Genomic DNA, 22,163 nt, shown 5'->3' on the forward strand with positions numbered 1-22,163 from the left:
AAACCATTTCTCCAATATTTGTATAATTAATTGATTACAACATATCGTTTCGTTTTCCAAAATTACTAGATAGTTGATTCTTTCTCTTTTAACGTGGCATCGGGCGAATGGTGAGAATCTGTTCGCTACGACCGAACGGCCCGTATATATCGTGCAATACTGCACTGGTCAACCCAATACCATCATCGCCATATTGTTGTACGGCTTCAATACCCAACCAACGACCTTTAGGGACACGGTGCATATGGATTTGCAGGTCTGTATTAGGGAACATCCACTCTAACTTAGACAACCCAAGACCCAATCTTGGTACCACGCCATTGGCCGTATCGACCATGCCCAGCAGATGCACCATATCATCAGTGGGTACGCCCTCTACCATCTCGACATCGTTGGTTATCCAAACCATGCCGCGACCTTCTCGGCGATCTGGAGCGGCCACCAAACGCACACTTTCAATAAACCCGCCCGGCCAGCCTTTCATGTCTTCCCAAACGGGCAACTCTTCAGGTTTGTATTTTGCTGGTTGATCTTCAAGTCCGGCAATCTCACTGGTATCTTGCGTCATCAGACGCCACGCTCGAGCAATGATGGCATCACGGCCACTGCTCCTCATAACCGCTTCAATCAATTCAATGGTCTTGCCCGGTCGAATACAGCGAGTGGTGACGGTAAAATTGTCCAGCGGTATCAATCCTAAAATGTCAAGGCTGATACGAGCGATACGCATATTGGCTTGCGGCGCATAATTGTTTAATTCAGCCATAAGCAGTCCTGTCGCTGGGGCCATATGCTGTTCGTGCTCATTCCAAGCGCCTTGTGCATGCTTGGTTGGCTGGTAATGCGCCAGACTAACTCCGTCTTCTGGCTGTTCGCGTTTAATAAATTTGTAATAAGCAGTCATAACTATTCTCTATTTCCTATATTTGGCATTTTCACCTGTATTTTTTATTTATGCTTGTATTTTCTATTTATGGGTAAGCTCTTGTTTTCTTAGTATGAGAATACCGCGAGCTTTTTGTATGAAGAACAGTAAGCAAATCATTATGACTGCGAGTACAGCGTAAAGAACGCTTTTTTCTGCCATAAACTTCATGATATTCATAAACAGTACAAAGACCACTGCCACCATGACAAGCATATTGAGTCTCAGTTGCTTATTCACTTCAGCGAGCGTGGCTTCTGCCAATACAAATCTGGCTTTTGGTTCTTTCATGCGAGCTTATCCATATAAATGATGATTCATACAAATACGAGGGCGTGTCCTAATTACTTACCAACTTGGGTGACAGGAATCCGCAAGGCTTTCGGCAGACTAAACGTTACGTTTTCTTCAATACCAGATAGCTCACTAGGCAGATCGCCCCCCCAGTCCTGCAACTGTTGTAACACTTCTTGGATCAGCACTTCAGGCGCGGATGCGCCAGCGGTCACGCCGATACTCTGCACACCATCCAACCAACGCTTATCCATCTCACTAGCGTTATCAATTAAATATGCACGGCAATTCATACGCTCAGCAAGCTCGCGCAGACGATTAGAGTTTGAAGAGTTTGGCGAGCCGACGACTAAAACGACTTCGCAGCGACTGGCCAAATCTTTTACCGCATCTTGGCGGTTTTGGGTGGCATAACAGATGTCGTCTTTACGGGGACCTTGAATACTAGGGAACTTTTCACGCAGTGCATCGATAACACGAGCCGTATCATCCATCGACAGGGTTGTTTGAGTCACAAAAGCCAAGCGTTCGGCATTTTCCACAGTGAGAGCAGCAACATCAGCTTCGTCTTCCACTAAATGGATTTGCCCACCGTTTTTTGCATTGAATCGACCCATCGTGCCTTCTACTTCTGGATGTCCGGCATGTCCTATCAACACGGCATCCATACCGTCTTGTGCAAATTTTGCCACTTCAATGTGTACTTTAGTGACCAAAGGGCAAGTGGCATCAAATACGGTAATATCACGGCGACCAGCTTCATCTTCGACTGCTTTAGAGACGCCGTGAGCAGAGAAAATCACCACAGACCCATCCGGTACTTCGTGAAGCTCTTCGACGAATACCGCGCCCCGATTGGCCAAATCCGACACCACAAATTTATTATGTACAACTTCATGACGGACATAGATGGGTGGCTCAAAACGTATTAGTGCTTCATTAACAATCGCAATCGCACGGTCCACACCAGCACAAAACCCACGGGGATTGGCAAGATAAATTTGCATAAAAAGGCCTATCGTCGGATAATTTATATCTAAAGCTTATGTATAAAAGCTTTGATTCAAAAGTTGGGGCAAAATCAATGCTCTACTTTAGCATAATTTGATTTTATTGCCCTCAAAAATAGCAGCGCACTCATTGCAATATGTCAGGTGCAAACATCAACATGCTAGCTACATATTGCAAAACCCACTTTATCTCATATAAAAGCAGTTTATAATGACGCAACTACGATGATTTCTATCGCCATACATGATGGCGTTTTTTCTTTTTTCCAGTCTCTACCACTGACTGAATCGTCTTTTAGTCTGTTACTAAGACGCATTTTACTAGCACATATTCCATTAGGATAAATTGTATGACAGGTTCATTATTTATTGTTACTGCCGCCTCAGGTACGGGCAAGACCTCACTGGTTAAGCAATTACTTGCTACGACCAACGACTTAACGGTCAGTATCTCACATACGACTCGCACCCCGCGCCCAGGCGAGATTGATGGTCAGCACTATCATTTCACAGATACTGATAGTTTTACCAATGGTATCAATGCGGGTCTATTTTTAGAGCATGCAGAAGTATTTGGTAACTATTATGGCACGTCAGAGAAAAGCGTACGCACCCAACTAGCAGCGGGGATTGACGTTATCTTGGAGATTGACTGGCAAGGGGCGACGCAAATCAGAGAAATCTTTGCCGATGCCATTATGATTTTTATTCTACCACCCAGCATTGCTACATTGCGCCAACGTCTCTCAACCCGTGCGCAGGATTCTGTAGAAGTGATAGAGCGCCGTCTAGCTGGCGCGGTCACCGAAATGGCACAATACGTAAATGCTGACTATGTCGTGATCAATGATAATTTTGATGTAGCCTTAGCTGAGCTAAAAGCGATTATCGTGGCGGATAGACAAACCCTTAGCCGTCAGCAGCAGCGTTATCATCGCACGATTAGCAACTTGCTAAATAAGCAAGTAGAAGAGTAAACTAGGCTACAATGCTCGTCAGGTGCTTATCTAACAAGTAGATATAAAAAGCAACTACGCGACTTGGCAAAAAATGCTATAATATTTAGCTATCCCCTTTTATGTATTTGATATTATTTTTATTGAGTGGCGGGCAAGGTCCGTGGCTAATAAAAACAACCGAGGTAGCTATTTATGGCACGAGTAACGATTGAAGATTGTTTGGATAATGTTGATAATCGCTTTGAGCTAATTTTGGCCGCAAGCAAACGCGCCCGTCAATTGGCCAAAGGTATTGCCGAGCCGTTGGTTGATGTCGATAATGACAAGCCTACAGTATTGGCGTTACGTGAAATTGCCGCTGGAAAAATCACCCGCGACATTCTAAATCAACCAGAGCATAACTTTGCAACGAGCTCATTAGATTTAGCATTGTCAGGCGATCATAGCTTTTAAAAAGCTATTTTTGATAAGGTTTGTTTTGCCAAGTCTTTGAAGCTGATAATGGCTTTATAAGATAAACATAACTTTATTGATAACAAAAACCACAGCATAGGCTGTGGTTTTTTGGTTGTAACTGTATTGTATTTGCTGTTTTGATAGCCATTTATCTATCAAGATAGCCCACTGAGTCAAATTTTTTCATCGCCTACTCGCTTATCAGTTGACATTGAATGCGATTTGCGATTAATTAGAGAATGGCCTATCCCTACTTAAGTTTCGTATGGTTGGTCAATATTCAGTCACCATTTACTGCTTACTTCAATCCATAATCAAGTCAGTCATGGAAAATAGGATCGTCATTTATGAGTCAAACCCTACCCAAACTCAGTCATCATCTCGTCGATGACGCTCAATATAACTTGCTGCGTTCAGTCGGTTATCTCACTGCTGCTGAGCGCCGTGACATTGTTGATGCCTGTGAGTTCGGTGATATTGCGCACATTAAAGACAAGCGTAAATCAGGGGAACCTTATATCACTCACCCTATCGCAGTGGCTGAGATACTGGCGGGCTTTCGCTTAGATCGAGATACCATTATTGCAGCGATTTTGCATGATACGGTCGAAGACACCGACGTGAGTGACGAGCAGCTCGAGCAGCGTTACGGCAAGATAGTGGCTAGGCTGGTCGATGGTGTGACGAAACTAAAATCCTCCTCTCACAATAAGCAGCAAAACAAAGCCGCGACCTTTCACAAAATTTTAACAGCCACACTCGCAGATCCACGGGTACTCATTATTAAGCTTGCGGACCGCCTGCATAATATGTCCACGCTTGATGCCGTGCGCCCTGAAAAACAACGTACGACAGCACAAGAAACGTTAGATTTTTATGTGCCATTTGCACGCTTGATGGGTCTTAATGATATCGCCGACTATATTGAGGTGCTGTGTTATCGTAACCTTGATTCTGATATGTACAACAAGATATCTGACAAGCTGCTACAACATGGACTTGGGCGTAATTTCCAAAGAGAAGCCATTCATCGTTATCTGAGTATCGTGCTTAATAATTTGGGGCTCAACGGACTGGTCAAAGTATTAGACAACCGCGTGGTCATTTACCGTCAGTTTTTCCGCAATCGCGGAGAAATTAACACGCTGCTACGTCACTATGCATTTGAGATTGTCCTCGATAATATCGAAGCTTGTGACAAGTTGGCGTATTATCTTATTAAAAAGTATCAAATTGATGATACGCACATTGCTGATAATATTCGCAGGCCGTTACCAGGTGGCAATCAATCACTCACGCTCATTTATGAGCGCGACAACGATGTCGTAAAAGTGACTATTTTGACCAAGCAAATGCAAAGTGCTGCAAGGCTCGGCGTTATCGGTGCAGAGCACGCCTCTGAAGTCAGTCAATCAGTTATCCAAGCGTCACTGCGTAACATGAAAGACTTGGTCGATGAAGACAACTTAAATGAGAATAGTCCTAACTTTTCGGCAGCGGTCTCGACTATTAATGAGCTGATGGATTATTTGCATTCGAGTAAGATTATTTGTTATAGCCCGCAAGGTCGTGCCTATGAGCTACCACAAGGGGCAACGGCATTAGACTTTGCTTACGCAGTCGGGCCTATGGTTGGTAACGTCGCTGTCGGTGCCAATATCGATAATAAAGCAGCAAAACTCGGTACCGTGGTAAAAAACGGACAGTCCGTTGAAATTGAGATAAACAGTCACTCAGAACCAAAAGCAGAATGGTTAGGATTTGTGGTGACCAACAAAGCGCGTGAAGAGATATTACGTTGGTTCAAAGACTTATCTACCGCTGACAAGCAGCATCATGGTCGTCAAGCGTTAGATCGTGCCCTTAAAACCTATCAAAAAACGCTCGATGACCTAACAGAGGATGATTGGAAAGATCTGACTGAATGGCGCGGTGTGACTGAAAAAAACGCCCTATTCGAACAAATAAGCTCCGGTACACTACTGCCACAGCTTGTAGTCACTCGTTTGTTTAACGATGAAGTCAGTGACGTACAAGCCAAAGCGCACAACGAAGACATGACGCAGCCACAGCAGCTGATCGCCAATGCCTCTGGGGTTGAGCTCGATTTTGCTAACTGCTGTCATCCAATCTATGGTGACCCTATCGTTGGGCACTTATCTCGGCACGGCTTGGTCGTTCATCGACACAAATGCTTTTCGCTTGACGACATTCGTAAAGACAATCCCTATCAGGTGATTCAACTGCGTTGGCGTAGTGATAACGCTGTAAAACAAGGTGAAACAGACGAGCATGATATAAAAAATAGCGGCAAAATACGTTTTCCTGCTTACTTAAAGCTGTCTATTGCGCTTAGCGATGAGCAAATCAGTAAAGTGATTTATCATCTGCGCCAGCTGCATATGGGGGTTGAGACCGTTGACGTGCGTAATAGTGATACTATCATCCATATCATCGTACGCAGTCGCAATCACTTAGCTCAAGGCATTCGTGAGCTGCGTTCATTACTCGGCTTCCCTAACATCATACGGCTATATCAATTATAATAACCCTGCCTGTCTAGCAAACTCTTTGTCTAGTCAGATTTGAACGCATCGCGCTGAGGTTTTGACAACCTCTAAAACAATAATAGGCACTGTTGCTTGTCAGTGAGCAGCAGACCAACCAATAAAATACGAAAAGGACACAATATGGCTCGTCAAACAATCCAAACAGATAAAGCTCCCGCAGCTGTAGGCACTTACTCACAAGCCGTAAAAGTTGGCAACACCGTTTATATTTCAGGTCAGCTTGGTTTTGACCCTGAAACCATGGAATTAAGAGAAGGTTTTAAAGCACAGGCTGAGCAAGTGTTCGAAAACATTAAAGCGATCTGTGAAGCGGCTGGTGGTAGCATCAACGACGTGGTTAAATTTAATGTATCTTTGACTGACTTAAGTGACTTTGCGGTTTTAAACGAAGTATTTGTGGCGAACCTAAGCGAGCCATATCCTGCTCGTGCTGCCGTACAAGTCGCAGCCCTACCTAAAGGTGGCGTGGTCGAAATCGAATCTATCTTATATATTGACTAAACTGATAGTAATTTTTTTAGATACTCCTATAACAGTCAATCTATCATAAGCTTAGCATCATGCTAAGCTTATTGGTCTCTGCCTCTTTTTCTTCATTTCACATCAATATTAATCTGATAAGACTGCGAAGCCGTTTATGTTGGTACAAGTTGCGCTGCCCGTACCCCTTTATCGGGTGTTTGACTATAGCTTACCGGCGGATATGCTTGCTTCGCCAGAGCGTCTGATGCCGTCAATTGGAAGTCGCGTTGAGGTTTCATTTGGTCGCCAAACCTTAATTGGTATCGTGATTGCTCATGTTTCTGAAGATGAAAGCAGTGTACCCGTCAATAAAATCAAACCGATTAATAAATGTTTGGACGCTGACCCTATTTTGGATCCCAGCATGCTCAAGCTGGCTTATTGGCTCGCTCGCTATTATCATTATCCACTCGGTGATGTCTTAGCCGTCATCCTGCCAAGCCTTGTCCGCCAAGGTAAGCCACTAGATCTGCTAATTACTCATTGGCGAATATTGCCGCATATCACTGATGATGATTTTCGTGCCAATGCAAAAAAGCAAAAGCAGCAGTTTGACATGCTAAAGCTACATGGTGAGCGCGGTGCTAGTGAAGATGTTTTGCTATTAGAAGGGATGCAGCGAGCATTTTTAAAAACGCTCGAAGACAAAGGTCTAATCGAGCGCTATATCCAAACCAAGCAATCCCCTTCTCCCGTGAAATTGGCAAAAATGCCGCTTGATCTCAATGATGAGCAGAAATTTGCCGTTGATGCCATCGTTGCTGCGCATAAATCTGAAATCTATACTGGCTTTTTATTAAATGGTATTACTGGTAGCGGCAAAACTGAAGTCTACTTACAAGCGATGCAGGCGGTACTAGAAGCAGGCAAGCAAGTGCTGATCTTGGTGCCAGAAATTGGTCTCACACCGCAGACACGTGCACGCTTTGCTAGTCGATTTGCCGCTCATATTGTTTTGCTGCATTCCGGCTTGACTGATACCCATCGTTTGCAAGGCTGGCAAGACTGCCGCACCGGTCATGCACAAATTATCATCGGTACGCGCTCAGCAGTGCTCTATCCATTTGCAGCATTGGGATTGATAGTCGTTGATGAGGCGCATGATGGCTCGTACAAACAGCAAGACACACTGCGTTATCATGCGGCTGATGTCGCACTCTATCGCGGCCTACAGCACAACATACCAGTCATATTAGGTACGGCAACGCCTTCTCTTGAGCATCTGAAACTGGTCGAAGACGGCAAGCTGATAGAGTATCAACTACTGACTCGTCCCGGCAATGCCAAGCCTGCAACCATGCAACTGATTGATGCGCGCCTGCAAAGCACTCACCAACAAACACAAGATAATGGCGATCGCTATGACACGGGGCTGACAGACTCAATGATTGGGGCAATTAAGCAAACGTTAGATGCCGGTGATCAAGTCCTGGTATTTTTGAATCGTCGTGGCTATGCGCCTGTTTTATTGTGTGAGGCTTGCGGTTGGCAGGCAGATTGTCCCCGCTGTGATGCTCATTTGACCGTTCACTATAACAGTCTGGCGCAGCGCAGCGGCTATTCAGGTAGCTCTTATTTAAAATGCCACCATTGCGATTGGCAGGCATACATTCCTACAGTATGCCCTGATTGTGGCAGTCAAAACCTAGATGCCAAAGGCATGGGTACGACAAGGCTCAGCGAAAACCTGCATGCAATCTTTGCCAATCCCCAAACCAGCAAAGTGATTTATCCGATTATTCAAATTGACCGTGATACCACCAGGCGCAAAGACAGCTGGGAGAACATTTATCAGCAAATCAATCAAGGCGATCCTGCGATATTAGTTGGTACACAAATGGTGGCTAAAGGTCATCATTTCCCTAATGTCACGCTGGTCTGCTTACCCAATGCCGATCGCGGATTTTTATCAGCAGACTTTCGCTCACCTGAGCATACAGCGCAGCTCATGATACAAGTAGCTGGCCGTGCGGGTCGAGGTGACAAAGCGGGTCGCGTGTTGATCCAGACCCTACAGCCTGACAATGAGTTACTGTTAAAACTGGTCAAAGATGGTTATTTATCGTTTGCCCGCGAGCTATTGCAAGAGCGTAAAATGATGGGCTTACCGCCTCACAGTTATGCCGCACTGATACGCTGTGAGGGCAAGACGCTGGCAGCCACCACTCAAGCGCTCAAAGATGCCATTGCTCACTTACCCAGTGCGCACCATCTTGCGGTTCTTGGTCCTATTGACGCTCCGATGAGTAAAAAGAACAGCCGCTATCATGCGCAGCTACTACTCTTAGCCAAAGATCGTGCGCACTTACATCATGTATTGAACCAATGGTGGCAGCCCGTACTTGCCTTACCAAGTGCTAAATATCTCAAGCTAACCTTAGATATCGACCCCATTGGTTGGTAAAACCGACACTTATCATTCGTCGGTGTTCTATATAGTGTTGTAATTTTTGTGATTTGTGCCTCCTAATGATTTTTACTTCGTCGTTACAGCTTCTCAGGCGTGGCTATGTTAGATTTATAACCACTATCAGGTGGTATGTATCCAAAAACCTCCTGCTACCTGAACCACAATGGATATTGTTTACTAAACCTCGCTATTAGCTGACTTGAGTGTTGTTATGAATCAAAATAATCTTAGCACTGACGAGCACGATCATAATCACCATAGCCATGAGTACAGTCATGACCATGACGACCAGTTAGAATCGTCATCATCGCAAGATACCAAAGGTTATCAGCGCACCTTGCTGTTTAGCTTTATTATCATCACCGGTTATATGTTTATAGAGGCTATTGGCGGCTGGCTTACTGGTAGCTTGGCGCTATTGTCCGACGCAGGTCACATGCTGAGCGATGCGGTTGCTTTGGGCGCGACCTTGATGGCATTCAAAATTGGTGAAAAATCAGCCACGCACCAAAAGACATTTGGCTATAAGCGTTTTGAGATACTGGTCGCGACCCTGAATGGCGCTACGCTCGTTTTTATCGCCTTGATGATTTTTTATGAAGCGATCAAACGCTTTAACTCTCCACCAGAAATCGCAACCCAAGGTATGCTGATTGTGGCGACGGTCGGTATGCTGGTCAATATCTTAGTTGCATGGCTTATGCACCGCGGCAGTCATGCGGTAGAGGATGACGGACACGAGCACAGTCATCATAGCGATACTAAAAAAGAGCGTAAAAAACCTGCCAACTTAAATATGCAAAGCGCGTACTTGCATGTGCTTAGCGATTTGATGGGCTCTGTTGCTGCTATTATCGCTGCGCTATTGATGTTGGGGTTTGGTTGGGTATGGGCAGATGCTGTGGCATCCGTGATTGTCGCCATTCTTATATTAGTCAGTGGATACCGTGTCGTACGTGATTCTGTGCATATATTAATGGAAGGCACCCCTGCCAACATATCGCTAGTCAACGTTGAGCAAAAATTACTCGCACACCCTCAAGTACAAAAAGTCCATGACCTACACGTTTGGAGTATTACCAGTGGCCTACACGCCCTATCCTGCCATGTTGTAGTCGATGGAGACATGAGTATTCATGAGTCGAGTAGCCTCATTGCCAATCTTGAACAAAGCCTATCAGTGCTCGGTATTCATCATGCGACTATTCAAGTTGAAAGTTTGTCACATCCAAAAAACAGCTCACATAGTGAGGCTCTTGTTTGCGATATTTCGGGACAAGCACCTGCTGGCAACAGTCATATTGGTCATAATCATTAAGAGCAAATACCAGTATTGTTAGAAACCTGACCAATTATTGGTTATGTTTTATCAAATGATATAAATAAAGCAATATGTGCCAAATAATCCAAGCAGCCACCAACACCCAAAGGCTGATACCAACCATGAGTAACATCATTCTGACCCATATATCGAGGCAGCCATTGCAGATATTTGGCAAATAGACTGAGCCCATGTTTGACATCATCAGCAACCAAAACCCAAGTGCGAGTATGACACCGGTACAAATGACGATAAAGGCTCTTTTGTCAATCATCTTCAATGAGGCTCGCCACTTAGGACAAGCTGTCAGTTCTGATGAGTAGTTACTCATAACGGTCATTCTCAATAATCTGATTGGCTATAAATCATTGTTGTCTTACATAGTATTAAAAATGAAAACCTATGAGCCAATAAAATAATAAGGTTTCACTTAAGTTTGCCTAAAACTTGTTTCTACGATTGTAATAGCATGTTAAAACTGATGAAAAACCCTATCTCTCGACCATATTTTTGATATAAATTCTGTATACTTAAGACTGAATACCCCTTTTCACGATCTATTGATGATATAACATTATGTCTAGACGTTCAGCACCCTTTGTCGCCCCAGACTATATCGATGATCCTACGTCAAAAGACGGCAAAAAACACGCCAAAGTTTTGCTATCAACGCTGCAAGAAGATATTGCAAACTTTCGTCATGAGCAATTTCCGCCTGATATTTTGCGCCAGATTCGCGATATGCCTATCTATGAAGGCAACTTAGCAGAGGTACAGGCTTATCAGCAACGTTGGCAAAATCTACTTGAGCGCGCCAAGGATTTTTATCCAGCGGCCAATATGCCACCTGATTATCTGCCACTGCCTGCCAGTCTTGAGATACCGCAGTTTATCTACCATGTTCAGCGCCTACATTTGACCAAAACGCGAGCCAAGGAATCTAAAAGCTTTGGCTCAGTTGGGGCACTGACTGATAAATGTGGTGACTATACTGATGATGAAGTCGCTCGCATGACAGCGGTACTGGATAATGATGACGACGCTCGTTTGGTCGCTCATCGTGAGTTTATTGATCTGCGCGCTTATGTGTTTTGCCGCGATAGCAAGGGTGAGATGCTAGAGCCTGAACGGGTACGTTTTTATCGTACTGGTCTTATTGTCCATGCTTTGCCTGATTTTAAGATTGTCGACAGCAGGCAAACACCGCGCAAGCGCCGCAACGACGCTTATAACAATCCGCTTGCAGATAATGGTGTTTGGAAGATTTATCGCAAAAAATAATGTATGTTTATGCTATATTTTTTCGCGAGTCTAATTTTAGTTATACCCGTTTTAAATTGCTTATTTTGTCCTAATTTCTGAGGATTCCAGATGTTCGCTGCCGCCGCCGGCTCACCAAATTTAATGTTACAGGCCACTATCTTTTTGGGAGCAGCGCTGCTCTTTGTTCCCCTTGGTAAACGCTTCGGTATTGCAACGGTCCTAGGCTACCTCATCACAGGGCTTATATTGGGTCCAAGCGGTTTGGATGTGGCGGGTGATGCTGAAAGTCTACTGCACTTTTCAGAGTTTGGCGTGGTCATGCTGCTATTTATCATCGGGCTTGAGCTGCAGCCATCGCGGCTTTGGGCGCTGCGTCGCTCTATATTCGTTCTTGGCGGTCTACAGGTTGGGCTGACTGGTACACTATTGATGGGGCTATTGCACCATTTTTTCGCCTTACAGCTAGATACTGCTTTTATCGTTGGCTTTGGTTTAGCACTCTCCTCGACCGCTTTTGTGCTACAGATATTGACCGAAAAACAGCAACTTTCGAGCACACATGGCCGCGAAGCTTTTACTATCTTACTATTCCAAGATATCGCGGTTATTCCTTTATTAGCAGTCATTCCGTTCCTATCGGGGGTTCGTGAGCAAAGCTACGATTTACTGTATTTTGGGAAAGTATTTGCCGTGTTTGCTGGTCTCATCTTTGCCAGTCGTTATGTGGTTCGACCATTCTTTAAGTTTGTGGCCTCAAGCGGCGCTTCAGAACTACTAACAGCGGTCGCGTTGTTTATTGTCATGGGCGTGTCTATTTTGATGGGTCAAATTGGTCTATCAATGGCACTAGGTGCATTTTTGACAGGCGTGTTGTTAGCTGACTCTGAGTATCGACACGAGTTAGAAGCCAGTATCGAGCCGTTTAAAGGATTGCTATTGGGTCTATTTTTCATGTCGGTCGGTATGCTCACTGACGTCAAACTCATTTTGGCCAAGCCGATATTTATCATTGGCTGTGCCCTCGCCTTAATGTTTATCAAATTTGCAGTGATTGCAGCCATTGCCAAAGTATCTGGCAACCGCGGGCCAACCAGTATCAGATTGGGTGTGACCTTGGCACAAGGCGGTGAATTTGCCTTTGTTCTGTTCAGTGTCGCCACCGCCCAAAGTGTCTTACGTCCTGATCTTGCCAATACGCTAAACCTTGTCGTTACGATCTCAATGGCACTGACACCATTAGCCTTTTTGTTGTTAGAAAAAATAGGCGAACCATTATTTGCCAAACGCAAACCAAGTCGAGAATACGACACCATTCCCGATCATGAGCATCAGGTAATTATCGCAGGCTTTGGCCGAGTCGGTCAGATCATTGGTCGTGTGCTTCGTATGCATAATATTGAATTCACAGCCATTGAACGTTCTGCCAACCGAGTAGATTTCGTGCGTAAATTTGGTAACCAAGTCTATTACGGCGATCCAAAAAACCCTGAGATTCTACGAGCTGCCGGTATTCAAAAGGCGCGTGTCTTTATTTTGGCAATCGATGATTTAGAGCGCTCCATCACTACCGCTCAGTATTTACGCAAAAACTATCCTGAGCTGATTGTATTAGCCAGGGCGCGGGATCGTCAGCATTACTACCGCTTACGCGAAGTTGGTGTGCGTCACATTTGGCGTGAGACTTACTTGTCATCTTTAGACATGTCACGTGAATCGCTACAGCTACTCGGTATCTCTCCGGAAAAAGCTCGAGAGACAGTAAAAACATTCCGTGATTATGATGATGACTTAATTGAGCGTCAGCAAGCCATTTACGATGATGAAGCCAGCATGATTGAGTCTGCACAATCAGCGATGGCAGAGCTTGAAAGCCTATTTGATGAAGATATCGGCAAAGCGCGCAAGATGGATTTGACCGATTTCTACGACGCCTTAAAGAGCCAAGCGACGCCAGTTGACGAACCACACGATACCGCAACAGACTCTAAACACTAGCAAAAACTAGATAGGTATAGCCCCTAGTCAGATAGACAGTTTTTAGGGGCTTGTTTTTTATTTAGTGAGCTTGTGCAATCCCAGTTATCACTGTCTGGTATATGATAAAAAACCAATGTCTGCTCGTTCAGATAGCGGATTGGAAATGTCACGTTCTGGATCGTAGCAATTACCGCGCAATCCGTCTCTAGCACACCAGCCGCTTGACTATCGACATGCATACGTACCTGTTGCTGCTCGGTACTGAGTGGCAAATCTACAGGACACCGCCCAGTCTGCTGATAAATCAACGCCACTCGGTTTTGGGCATTTTTGGCAATGTCATAAGCATCAAATAGCACCTCATTTTCTTTTGGTTTGGCGATAATAGGTAAAAACTGCACCTTAATGACCAATAATGCAAAGGCGAAAAAACCAAACCCCAATGCTAAGCCAAATAAACTGACGCCGCCTTCTTTTTTCAAATGCGCTTGTTGTGCCGCCTCATCACGTGGATAATCGTTAATCGCATCCGCGATCTCACGTCGCGCCATCCGGTAATAATATGCATCTGTCCAGCGTGCCACCATAGCAGACCAAAACAACCAAATAATCGCAGCAATACCGATCCGCGTCGCCATTTGATAAACGTCTGGCACATAAGACATCGCCACAAACTCAAAGGCAACAAGCACAATGGCGACATTAAGCTGAATAAATGACCATCCTGCCACGCTATACACAATGGCATCCATATAGCGTTTACGGTATAACAGCCAAGGAAACGTCATAAAAAATGCAGCCCAATGCCATTTTGGCGACAGATAGCCTTGCTGATCAAACTGCTCAAAGCGCTTGAGATAATAGCGCTGGGTACGATCACCGATAAACCATTGATCCAGTTGCTTGCGTTTAGCAGGTGTTAATGACTCTTGATAAAACGGTGGCGGTGAATCTGTCTCAATAAATAGCATGGCAATACGCTCTACTGACTCTAAAAAACATCCTTAACGATGACACTATGATAACGCTAAAACCCATATCTAGGATAGAGAAACGACAGAACTGAGCAGCAAACGCGCTAAAATAAGATTGTACGTTCACAGTTGTATGGATTTGACTTATAATGAGTCAACATCACCCACTTAATTAAGCCTTACAAATCCTATGAGTCAACATTCTGATATCAATGACACCATCAACAGCCTTGACACTACTGATGAGCAAACCTCTAATAATACTAGTGCGCCTATCGATACGGATACAAACGCTAGACATGAGATAGAACCTGGCTCTGACAAACATATCCGCATCGTTAATACTTTTATGAAGCGGCGTACGCACATGAACAAAAACGCCGAGCTAGCACTTACCGCGCCAGAGTTTTCTGAGTATCTGGTCAATAACAGTTTCGGCAATGGCGATCTTTCAGGTATTGATGATTTGCGAGCATTGTTCGCTGATAGTCCAAATGGTTCTGACGCACCGCTGACCTTGGAGATTGGTTTTGGTTTGGGTGATTCATTTATCGAGATGGCAGCCGCAGAGCCCGCGCGCAATTTTGTCGGTGTCGAAGTGCATGAGCCAGGTATTGGTAAATGCGCTTATATGGCAGGAACGCAGAACTTGAGCAATGTCAAAATCATCAATGGCGATGCTATTCAATTGCTGAAGCAATTACCAGAAAATCATATTGACCGTATCCAGCTTTACTTCCCTGATCCATGGCAAAAGAAGCGTCATTACAAACGCCGTTTCGTCAGTCCTGAGCGTATGGCTATCGTTACGCGCAGTCTAAAACAAGGCGGCTGGTTTCATACAGCCACGGATTGGGAGCACTATGCATTTTGGATGGTTGAGGTATTGGATGGGTTTGCTGGATTGACCAACAAAGCAGGCGCAGGCAACTTCACCGACCGTCCTGACTTTCGTCCAATGACCAAATTTGAGCGCCGCGGCCTTGAGCGTGGTCACGGGGTCTGGGATTTGATCTATATCAAAGACTAGCAAACACAATCTTGCTATCGATAATTTTGACAAAGCGGCTATTCTATTTAGCCGCTTTTTTATGCCCGTTTATAAGCTTGCTATCACAGCAATAAATATGCTTGGCGGGTCGTTGGTTGCTTTTATCTCGTCATACTCTTGACTTCAAAGCCCTATAGTATGGTAATACGTGGAAGAATCACAAATTGTAATTATGTGAAACATAGCGGCCAGAGCACAGTTTGTCAACGAAAAATCATCTTCAACGCACAATATTGGAAGCTTGCAATATATAACCTATACACGCAAGCATAGATACCATAAGGGCTTCAAGAGTTCTCCCCATAAGCTGTGGATAACCCTGTGTATAAGTGGCCACTTGACAACCATATGCCTAGGTAACTTAAAGGTTAAGATAAAATCGTTCATTTTTTGTACAATTTAAAAATCATTTAAAAACAATAACTTATATTAAATATAAAGCCATAAAAAATTATTTTAAATATTTTTAAAAATAATTTAGCCGTTTATAATGTTTCACAACCAGTAAAAATGAGTACATTATTTGCTGTGGACAACTCATAAGTCTATTGACAAACATAGCTGTTATCAGTTTCAAAAACACATTTGAAGAGATGGCTATCTTCGTGAATCCTCACTCTTATATCGTACGACATTCAGTGTCGTTTAGCGTCGTCCAAGACTCAATATCGCGCTTGGATTTTGTTATAATTACTCTATCGAATCAATAGCACTACAGAGATTCAGATAGCTATTAGCCGTTAATATCCGACTCAAAAGCTATTGTAACTGTGATTGATTATGAACTTATTTTTACTTCTCTCGTTATTTAATTTTACTGTATAGTAGAGCGATATCTCGATATTACTACTGATAGCAGTCATATGACAACCTGTGTATTTAAGCCAGTTGTCAGAGCGCGAATAGCTATATGATTTATCTTATTAGCGCTGCTCAGTATGCACCAGTTATCACTCTTAGACGTATAAATCTTTTATCTATAGCGCCAAATCAATTATCAAAAAAGGAATCCAGTATGGACGACAATAAAGCCAAAGCCCTCAAAGCGGCATTAGGTCAAATTGAAAAGCAATTTGGTAAAAATACCATCATGCATCTGGGTGATGATTCAGCCATTCTTGATGCCGATGTGGTCTCAACAGGTTCTCTTGGTCTAGATATCGCACTTGGTATTGGTGGATTGCCGAAGGGTCGTATCATCGAGATCTACGGCCCTGAGAGCTCAGGTAAAACCACAATGACCTTGCAAGCAATCGCGGAGTGTCAAAAACAAGGCGGCACCTGTGCATTTATCGATGCTGAGCATGCGCTTGACCCTGTGTATGCACGCAAGCTAGGCGTCAATACCGACGACTTATTACTGTCACAGCCTGATAACGGTGAGCAAGCGCTTGAAATTACTGACATGCTCGTGCGTTCAGGCGCAATCGATATGATCGTTGTTGACTCGGTTGCTGCCTTGACTCCGCGTGCAGAAATTGAAGGCGAGATGGGCGACTCACATATGGGCCTACAAGCGCGTCTGATGAGCCAAGCGCTACGTAAGATTACTGGTAATGCTAAACGCTCTAATTGTATGGTTGTGTTTATTAACCAAATCCGTATGAAAATTGGTGTTATGTTTGGTAGCCCAGAGACTACAACTGGTGGTAATGCCCTTAAATTCTACGCCTCTGTACGTATGGACATTCGCCGCATTGGTGCGGTCAAAAATGGCGATGACATCATCGGTAACCAAACTCGTGTTAAAGTCATCAAGAACAAAATGGCACCGCCGTTCCGCCAAGCTGAGTTTGAGATTACTTATGGCGAAGGTACCAACCACTTGGCCGAAGTGATTGACTTGGGTGTCGAGATTGGCGCGGTTGGTAAGGCAGGTTCTTGGTACAGCTATGGCGATGAAAAAATCGGTCAAGGTAAAGCCAACTCTGTGCTTTTCTTAAAAGAAAACCCTGCTATCGCCAAAGAGATCGAAGATAAAATTCGTGATGAAAAGCTTGGTAAGAAAAAAGATAGCAAAGCGCCTGAAACTGACGATGTAGAACTGGCACCTGACTCTGTACAATAATGGTCTGTCTATTATCAGTAGCTGCTATAAATAATCATGACTTATTATGAAAATTAAAACATTGGCTGAAATCTTAGCTGAGTCGGAAACCGGCTCAGCTAGTTCTGTTGATAGCAAACGAAAAAAACCTACTAAACACTCCTATCAAAACACATCTAACAAATCAGGTAAATCTAGCAAGCTTTCTAAAGTCCCAGATCAAGATCATTCAAGCACTAGTGAGCCTACTGTTGACACATCATATTTTGAAGAATCTTCTGCTAAGATAAAAAAAAACTCTAAATCCAAAAAACGTAAAAAACGCTTTCATCCAGCTGCTAACTTCACCGCTGAGTCAAGCGATACACCTGCTTATCAGCCACCTGAAGCACAAACCATCAAAGAGATGCTGGCCGAGGTCAAGAACAGCGTACATAGTGGTGATGCAGAGAATGACATAGCTGAAAACGACAACTATGCTCCCTCGTTTGAGCAATCAGAATGCGGAAGTGAACGTCCATCATTTGATGATAGTGCAGTAGAAAACCAAAACGATAATATACCAGCCGCGCTTAAAGCTTACCTGCGTACCCCAGAGCAAAAACAAGCAGAGATTGATGCTATCAAAGCTGAGAGCCGGCTACGTTGGCTTGCCTTCTATTACTTGTCACGACGCGAATACGGCAAAGCTGAGCTCAAGCAAAAGCTAATCGACAAAGAACAAGACCCAGAAAAAATAGATGCCCTACTTGATGAGTTTGAGGAAAAAGGCTATCAAAGTGACTACCGCACCACTCTTATGCTGATACGTGAGAATATCCGTAAAGGTCGGGGACGCGGGCGTATCAAGCAAGAGTTCTATCGCAAAAAAATCGCGATGCCAGGTAACATCGATGAATTGATTGATATGGCAAATAGTGAGTCTGAAGAGTTTAGTGAGTTTGTAGATGATAGCTCAGACAGTCTGGTAGATGGGGTAGATTGGCTAAAACTGGCTGTGGTAGCCCGTACCAAAAAATACGGTGATGACTTACCTACTGAGCAAAAAGACAAAGCCAAACAACTGCGATTTTTGCAGTACCGAGGGTTCAATACAGATATCTGCTTTGCAGCACTCAACTACACAGTGGAAACCTTAGATGAGCGATTTTAAAACTTTAATACTACTATAATAGACATAAAAAAGAGCACGTCGTTAGACGCACTCTAAATTTATGACCCTAAGCTTTTTTAACTCAGTCTGTCACTTTAAAGTACCGAGACGATTAGATAGCTGGCTGATAATTTGATCAATCTCTTCGTTGGCTTCTACTTCATTATCTAAATTACCATTGGGCGTTAGCTGGTTCATTACCTCAGGTAGTAATTCAGCCAAACCTTGACGTACTTCTGTTTCGTTTGCACCCGTACGCGCTGCTACTTGCTGAATCTCACGCTCATCAAACAGCTGATTTATCTCATTTGGGTCCAAGTTCTCGTTGGCCTCATTCGTGCTCATCCAAGAACGTACTTGTTCAGCATGACCCATACCAGTAATTTTCGATAGTGCACCGCCGATACCGCCATTACGCTTGATCCAGCTCAGCACCATTGGCATAAGGACAGCGATAAGCATCCCCTTACCACCAAAGCCACTGCTGTTACGCTGACCCCCTAGTACACTGCCTAAAATATCGCCCAGTCCACCAGCGCCTGAGCTGACGCTACCACGCTGATTACCACCAGCCAGACCACCAATGATATCATCTAAACCAAAACCATTATCTGGCTTACGATCGTATTGCTGCGGATTGTAGCCACCTGCTTGACTACCGCTGCCCAATACGCTGCCTAGTATATCGCCCAAGCCACCTGTACGACGTGGATTGATACGTTGATTCACTGGATGGCGTTGAGCATCCTCTGGATTCATTGCACTACGGGCCACTTGGCTCACTAAATTCCCTAATAAACTCATGATCTCTTCCTCTTATCGTCATATTATTTATGATACAAGCCGACTGCCTACCGTTGTCCATACTGGTTTTTCATGGCATAAACTGGAAGTACAATGCAGTTGGTTCATATACTTTATTTATGAGTTTCAATATAACAAAACTCTTTGGAGACCAAGATAGGTATTTTGTTATGACATGTAGGCATTCGTAAGCCTATAACAGATGAGTAAGACTAAATAGAAACGTGAAGATCAATCAGTATATTTTACCCTGTTTAATCCTTATTAATATTGGCTAAAACACTAAGCGTTCGCCATTCCTCTGGGCTTACTTGATCACAAAATATGGTGATAGATAGAGGGCGCTGATAAGGCTCTACTATGTTGAACTCAAGATTTATCGCCCATTGATAGTAATGTGTAGAGAGTAGCTGTGCTTGCCACAGCTCATCGCCTCGACTTGTCTGAATCAACAACTGCCACTGTTTATCCATACGTTGATCAAGTGGCGGCTGACTCAGATGTCGTAGTGTCAAACGTGTCAGAAATAAATAGCCAACAATGGCTAGCGAGACAGTCAAAATCAGCAAATATTGCCACCATGCCAAAGCCGCAAGCCACGCTAAGACAATCATGATCGCACTTAAACCCACATAGAGCAGCCGGCGTAGCCGACTGGTAGAATGAATAGCTGTATCAATGCGCAGCGCCGTTGCTAGGGTCATATGGGCGCGCCATGAGAAATCATCAGTATTGTGCCTATCAAATACAGAGCCTCTAAACCAAGTCTTTGGTGTGTCGCCATGTTTTTATTTTATTAACGAGTGCCCATATATCATCCTCTGCTGGACGATTTTGATTGGTAAAATAATCCAATAGATCCGGGTCCTCATGGGTGAGCATTTGGGCAAAGGTCTCTTGCTCAGCAGAATCTGCTGTCAGATACAGCTCTTTGACATAAGGATCGATATAAAAATCTAACTCTTTCAAGCCGCGACGAGCTTGATAAATAATACGGCGCTGCTCATTGGTCGGTTCTGGCTGAGTGATACTGGTCATAAAGATACTCTCTTTCATTTCAATAGTTTTTGATGTGGTATTCAATCATAGTGGAAAATTAGATTGTAGATATTGTATTTATCACGGTGTGGCTTTATCGAGTATTTGTATTAATAATACAATGCTCATGATGGTACGCTGATAATTGACTCCATAGTGCCACTGCTTGCTGCATCATGCTTACATTATGCGTGCGAATGATGCTGGCACCTTGTTGTAGCGCAAATATCCCAGCAGCAGTCCCTACTGCGTCTCGTTCTATGGCTTGAGTGGTCTGTACTGTTTTGACACCACTATTGGTCAATACCTCTCCTAAAAAGCGCTTACGTGAAATACCAAACATCATTGGCAAACCCAATGCCTGTAAGCTGTCTAACTGACTTAATAAAGCACAATGATGCTCATAGTTTTTGGCAAAACCAAAACCTGGATCAATAATAATATTTTCCTGCTTAACCCCAAGGCGCGTTACCTCTTTGATACGTGTGGTCAGTTCTGTGCTCACTTCATCAATCACATTATCATACTGTGCCAGATTGTTCATCGTCGTTGGCTCACCGCGCATATGCATCAGCATGACAGGAATATCAAGGCTAGCGGCCAGTTCTGCAGCGTCAGTACGTTTTAACGCCCTGACATCGTTCCAAATATCAGCACCAGCATCAAACGCTGCCTGCATGACCTCTGGGTTGCTGGTATCAATAGATAACCAAATATCATCTCCACAATGCTGGCGTATAGCTTGTACCACTGGCACAACCCGTTGTAGCTCTTCAGTAGTCGATACAGTATCTGCATTGGGGCGAGTAGATTCACCGCCAATATCAATAATAGTAGCACCGTTATCCATCATCTGCTGACAATGAGCAACGGCATTCTCTACCGCATTAAACCGCCCACCATCCGAGAATGAATCTGGCGTTACATTCAAGATACCCATGATATGCGGCTCAGACAAATTCAAGGTTTTATTACGGCTCGATATTTTATAGTTGGGTAAAGGCTGAAATAATGACATGAGCGATCCATCATAAATAAGTTCTTAGATTAACACACCAAGTGCAACGCTAATTAATATTATAGAACGCCTGCATAGGCGTTTTAAACCCTAATCGTTTTCTTGGTCTGTTGTTTAGTTTGTTCTCAATGTCCTGTATTTCATTATCAGAGACTTGTCTAAAGTCACAACCCTTAGGCAAGTACTCTCTGATAAGGCCATTGGTATTCTCGTTGGTTCCTCGCTGCCATGACGCATAAGCATCGGCAAAGAAGAAAGGGCTAAAGAGCTTTTGTTTCACCTTCTTATGCTGAGCAAACTCTTTACCATTGTCAGAGGTAATGGTCTTAACCTGCAACCTCACTGGCGCTAAGAGTTCTATCATTGCCTCT

At 44.0% G+C, this 22,163-nt stretch carries 21 protein-coding genes; 11 read left to right on the top strand and 10 right to left on the bottom strand.

Going from position 1 to position 22,163, the window contains the following annotated elements; translation table 11 throughout:
- Positions 1 to 88 precede the first annotated feature (88 nt).
- From BLR43_RS11370 to ispH, 3 genes are all read right to left on the bottom strand, one after another.
- Positions 89 to 904 (bottom strand): thioesterase family protein, encoded by an 816-nt coding sequence (locus BLR43_RS11370; protein WP_093071148.1) that lies wholly within the window; start codon positions 902 to 904, stop codon positions 89 to 91.
- Between the two features lie 63 nt (positions 905 to 967).
- Positions 968 to 1,216 carry a hypothetical protein gene (locus BLR43_RS11375; RefSeq protein WP_093071151.1) on the bottom strand — a complete coding sequence of 83 codons (249 nt, stop codon included), beginning with the start codon at positions 1,214 to 1,216 and terminating at the stop codon, positions 968 to 970.
- 53 nt (positions 1,217 to 1,269) lie between these two features.
- Entirely contained in the window at positions 1,270 to 2,226 is a 957-nt protein-coding gene (gene ispH, locus BLR43_RS11380; RefSeq protein WP_058024602.1) for a 4-hydroxy-3-methylbut-2-enyl diphosphate reductase, read from the bottom strand.
- A gap of 353 nt (positions 2,227 to 2,579) precedes the next feature.
- Here ispH and gmk point away from each other — a divergent pair, with 353 nt between their 5' ends.
- From gmk to BLR43_RS11410, 6 genes are all read left to right on the top strand, one after another.
- On the top strand, positions 2,580 to 3,206 hold the full coding sequence (gene gmk / locus BLR43_RS11385; RefSeq protein ID WP_071003072.1) for a guanylate kinase: 627 nt from the start codon (positions 2,580 to 2,582) through the stop codon (positions 3,204 to 3,206).
- A gap of 174 nt (positions 3,207 to 3,380) precedes the next feature.
- Positions 3,381 to 3,641, top strand: coding sequence for a DNA-directed RNA polymerase subunit omega (gene rpoZ / locus BLR43_RS11390; protein WP_071003070.1), 261 nt, complete (start codon positions 3,381 to 3,383; stop codon positions 3,639 to 3,641).
- 350 nt (positions 3,642 to 3,991) lie between these two features.
- The gene (locus BLR43_RS11395; protein ID WP_093071154.1) at positions 3,992 to 6,190 is read left to right on the top strand and encodes a RelA/SpoT family protein; all 2,199 of its coding nucleotides are present in this window, start codon (positions 3,992 to 3,994) and stop codon (positions 6,188 to 6,190) included.
- Between the two features lie 144 nt (positions 6,191 to 6,334).
- Positions 6,335 to 6,715 carry a RidA family protein gene (locus BLR43_RS11400; RefSeq protein WP_093071156.1) on the top strand — a complete coding sequence of 127 codons (381 nt, stop codon included), beginning with the start codon at positions 6,335 to 6,337 and terminating at the stop codon, positions 6,713 to 6,715.
- Between the two features lie 136 nt (positions 6,716 to 6,851).
- Positions 6,852 to 9,140: a primosomal protein N' gene (locus tag BLR43_RS11405; protein WP_093071159.1), complete on the top strand. Its 2,289-nt coding sequence runs from the start codon at positions 6,852 to 6,854 to the stop codon at positions 9,138 to 9,140.
- Between the two features lie 217 nt (positions 9,141 to 9,357).
- Positions 9,358 to 10,464, top strand: a complete 1,107-nt coding sequence (locus BLR43_RS11410; protein WP_093071161.1) for a cation diffusion facilitator family transporter — start codon at positions 9,358 to 9,360, stop codon at positions 10,462 to 10,464.
- A gap of 34 nt (positions 10,465 to 10,498) precedes the next feature.
- Here BLR43_RS11410 and BLR43_RS11415 read toward each other — a convergent pair whose 3' ends face one another.
- Entirely contained in the window at positions 10,499 to 10,798 is a 300-nt protein-coding gene (locus BLR43_RS11415; protein WP_093071164.1) for a hypothetical protein, read from the bottom strand.
- A gap of 245 nt (positions 10,799 to 11,043) precedes the next feature.
- Here BLR43_RS11415 and BLR43_RS11420 point away from each other — a divergent pair, with 245 nt between their 5' ends.
- Positions 11,044 to 11,748, top strand: a complete 705-nt coding sequence (locus BLR43_RS11420) for a hypothetical protein (protein ID WP_058024595.1) — start codon at positions 11,044 to 11,046, stop codon at positions 11,746 to 11,748.
- Between the two features lie 90 nt (positions 11,749 to 11,838).
- Entirely contained in the window at positions 11,839 to 13,725 is a 1,887-nt protein-coding gene (locus BLR43_RS11425; protein ID WP_093071167.1) for a monovalent cation:proton antiporter-2 (CPA2) family protein, read from the top strand.
- A 23-nt stretch (positions 13,726 to 13,748) separates the two neighbouring features.
- On the opposite strand, the gene BLR43_RS11430 is transcribed toward BLR43_RS11425, so the two are convergent.
- Positions 13,749 to 14,678: a DUF2628 domain-containing protein gene (locus BLR43_RS11430; protein WP_093071169.1), complete on the bottom strand. Its 930-nt coding sequence runs from the start codon at positions 14,676 to 14,678 to the stop codon at positions 13,749 to 13,751.
- 193 nt (positions 14,679 to 14,871) lie between these two features.
- Between BLR43_RS11430 and trmB the strand changes: the two genes are divergently transcribed.
- The 3 genes from trmB to BLR43_RS11445 all read left to right on the top strand — a co-directional run bounded on the left by trmB (position 14,872) and on the right by BLR43_RS11445 (position 18,932).
- Complete coding sequence (gene trmB, locus BLR43_RS11435; RefSeq protein ID WP_093071171.1) at positions 14,872 to 15,711, top strand: tRNA (guanosine(46)-N7)-methyltransferase TrmB; 840 nt, start codon at positions 14,872 to 14,874, stop codon at positions 15,709 to 15,711.
- A gap of 1,036 nt (positions 15,712 to 16,747) precedes the next feature.
- Entirely contained in the window at positions 16,748 to 17,800 is a 1,053-nt protein-coding gene (recA, locus tag BLR43_RS11440; protein ID WP_071003057.1) for a recombinase RecA, read from the top strand.
- A gap of 46 nt (positions 17,801 to 17,846) precedes the next feature.
- Positions 17,847 to 18,932 carry a regulatory protein RecX gene (locus BLR43_RS11445; protein ID WP_093071174.1) on the top strand — a complete coding sequence of 362 codons (1,086 nt, stop codon included), beginning with the start codon at positions 17,847 to 17,849 and terminating at the stop codon, positions 18,930 to 18,932.
- Between the two features lie 90 nt (positions 18,933 to 19,022).
- Here the strand turns inward: BLR43_RS11445 and BLR43_RS11450 are convergent, their stop codons facing one another.
- From BLR43_RS11450 to BLR43_RS11470, 5 genes are all read right to left on the bottom strand, one after another.
- Complete coding sequence (locus BLR43_RS11450; protein WP_093071177.1) at positions 19,023 to 19,736, bottom strand: YidB family protein; 714 nt, start codon at positions 19,734 to 19,736, stop codon at positions 19,023 to 19,025.
- 254 nt (positions 19,737 to 19,990) lie between these two features.
- Positions 19,991 to 20,440, bottom strand: coding sequence for a hypothetical protein (locus tag BLR43_RS11455; protein WP_093071180.1), 450 nt, complete (start codon positions 20,438 to 20,440; stop codon positions 19,991 to 19,993).
- A 52-nt stretch (positions 20,441 to 20,492) separates the two neighbouring features.
- The gene (locus BLR43_RS11460; protein WP_058024586.1) at positions 20,493 to 20,774 is read right to left on the bottom strand and encodes an FAD assembly factor SdhE; all 282 of its coding nucleotides are present in this window, start codon (positions 20,772 to 20,774) and stop codon (positions 20,493 to 20,495) included.
- A gap of 94 nt (positions 20,775 to 20,868) precedes the next feature.
- The gene (folP, locus tag BLR43_RS11465) at positions 20,869 to 21,792 is read right to left on the bottom strand and encodes a dihydropteroate synthase (RefSeq protein ID WP_093071183.1); all 924 of its coding nucleotides are present in this window, start codon (positions 21,790 to 21,792) and stop codon (positions 20,869 to 20,871) included.
- 49 nt (positions 21,793 to 21,841) lie between these two features.
- On the bottom strand, positions 21,842 to 22,163 hold a 322-nt coding region (locus BLR43_RS11470; protein WP_143007433.1), incomplete at its 5' end, for an IS30 family transposase.

The sequence above is a fragment of the Psychrobacter pacificensis genome (genome assembly GCF_900101915.1).
GTDB lineage: Bacteria > Pseudomonadota > Gammaproteobacteria > Pseudomonadales > Moraxellaceae > Psychrobacter > Psychrobacter pacificensis.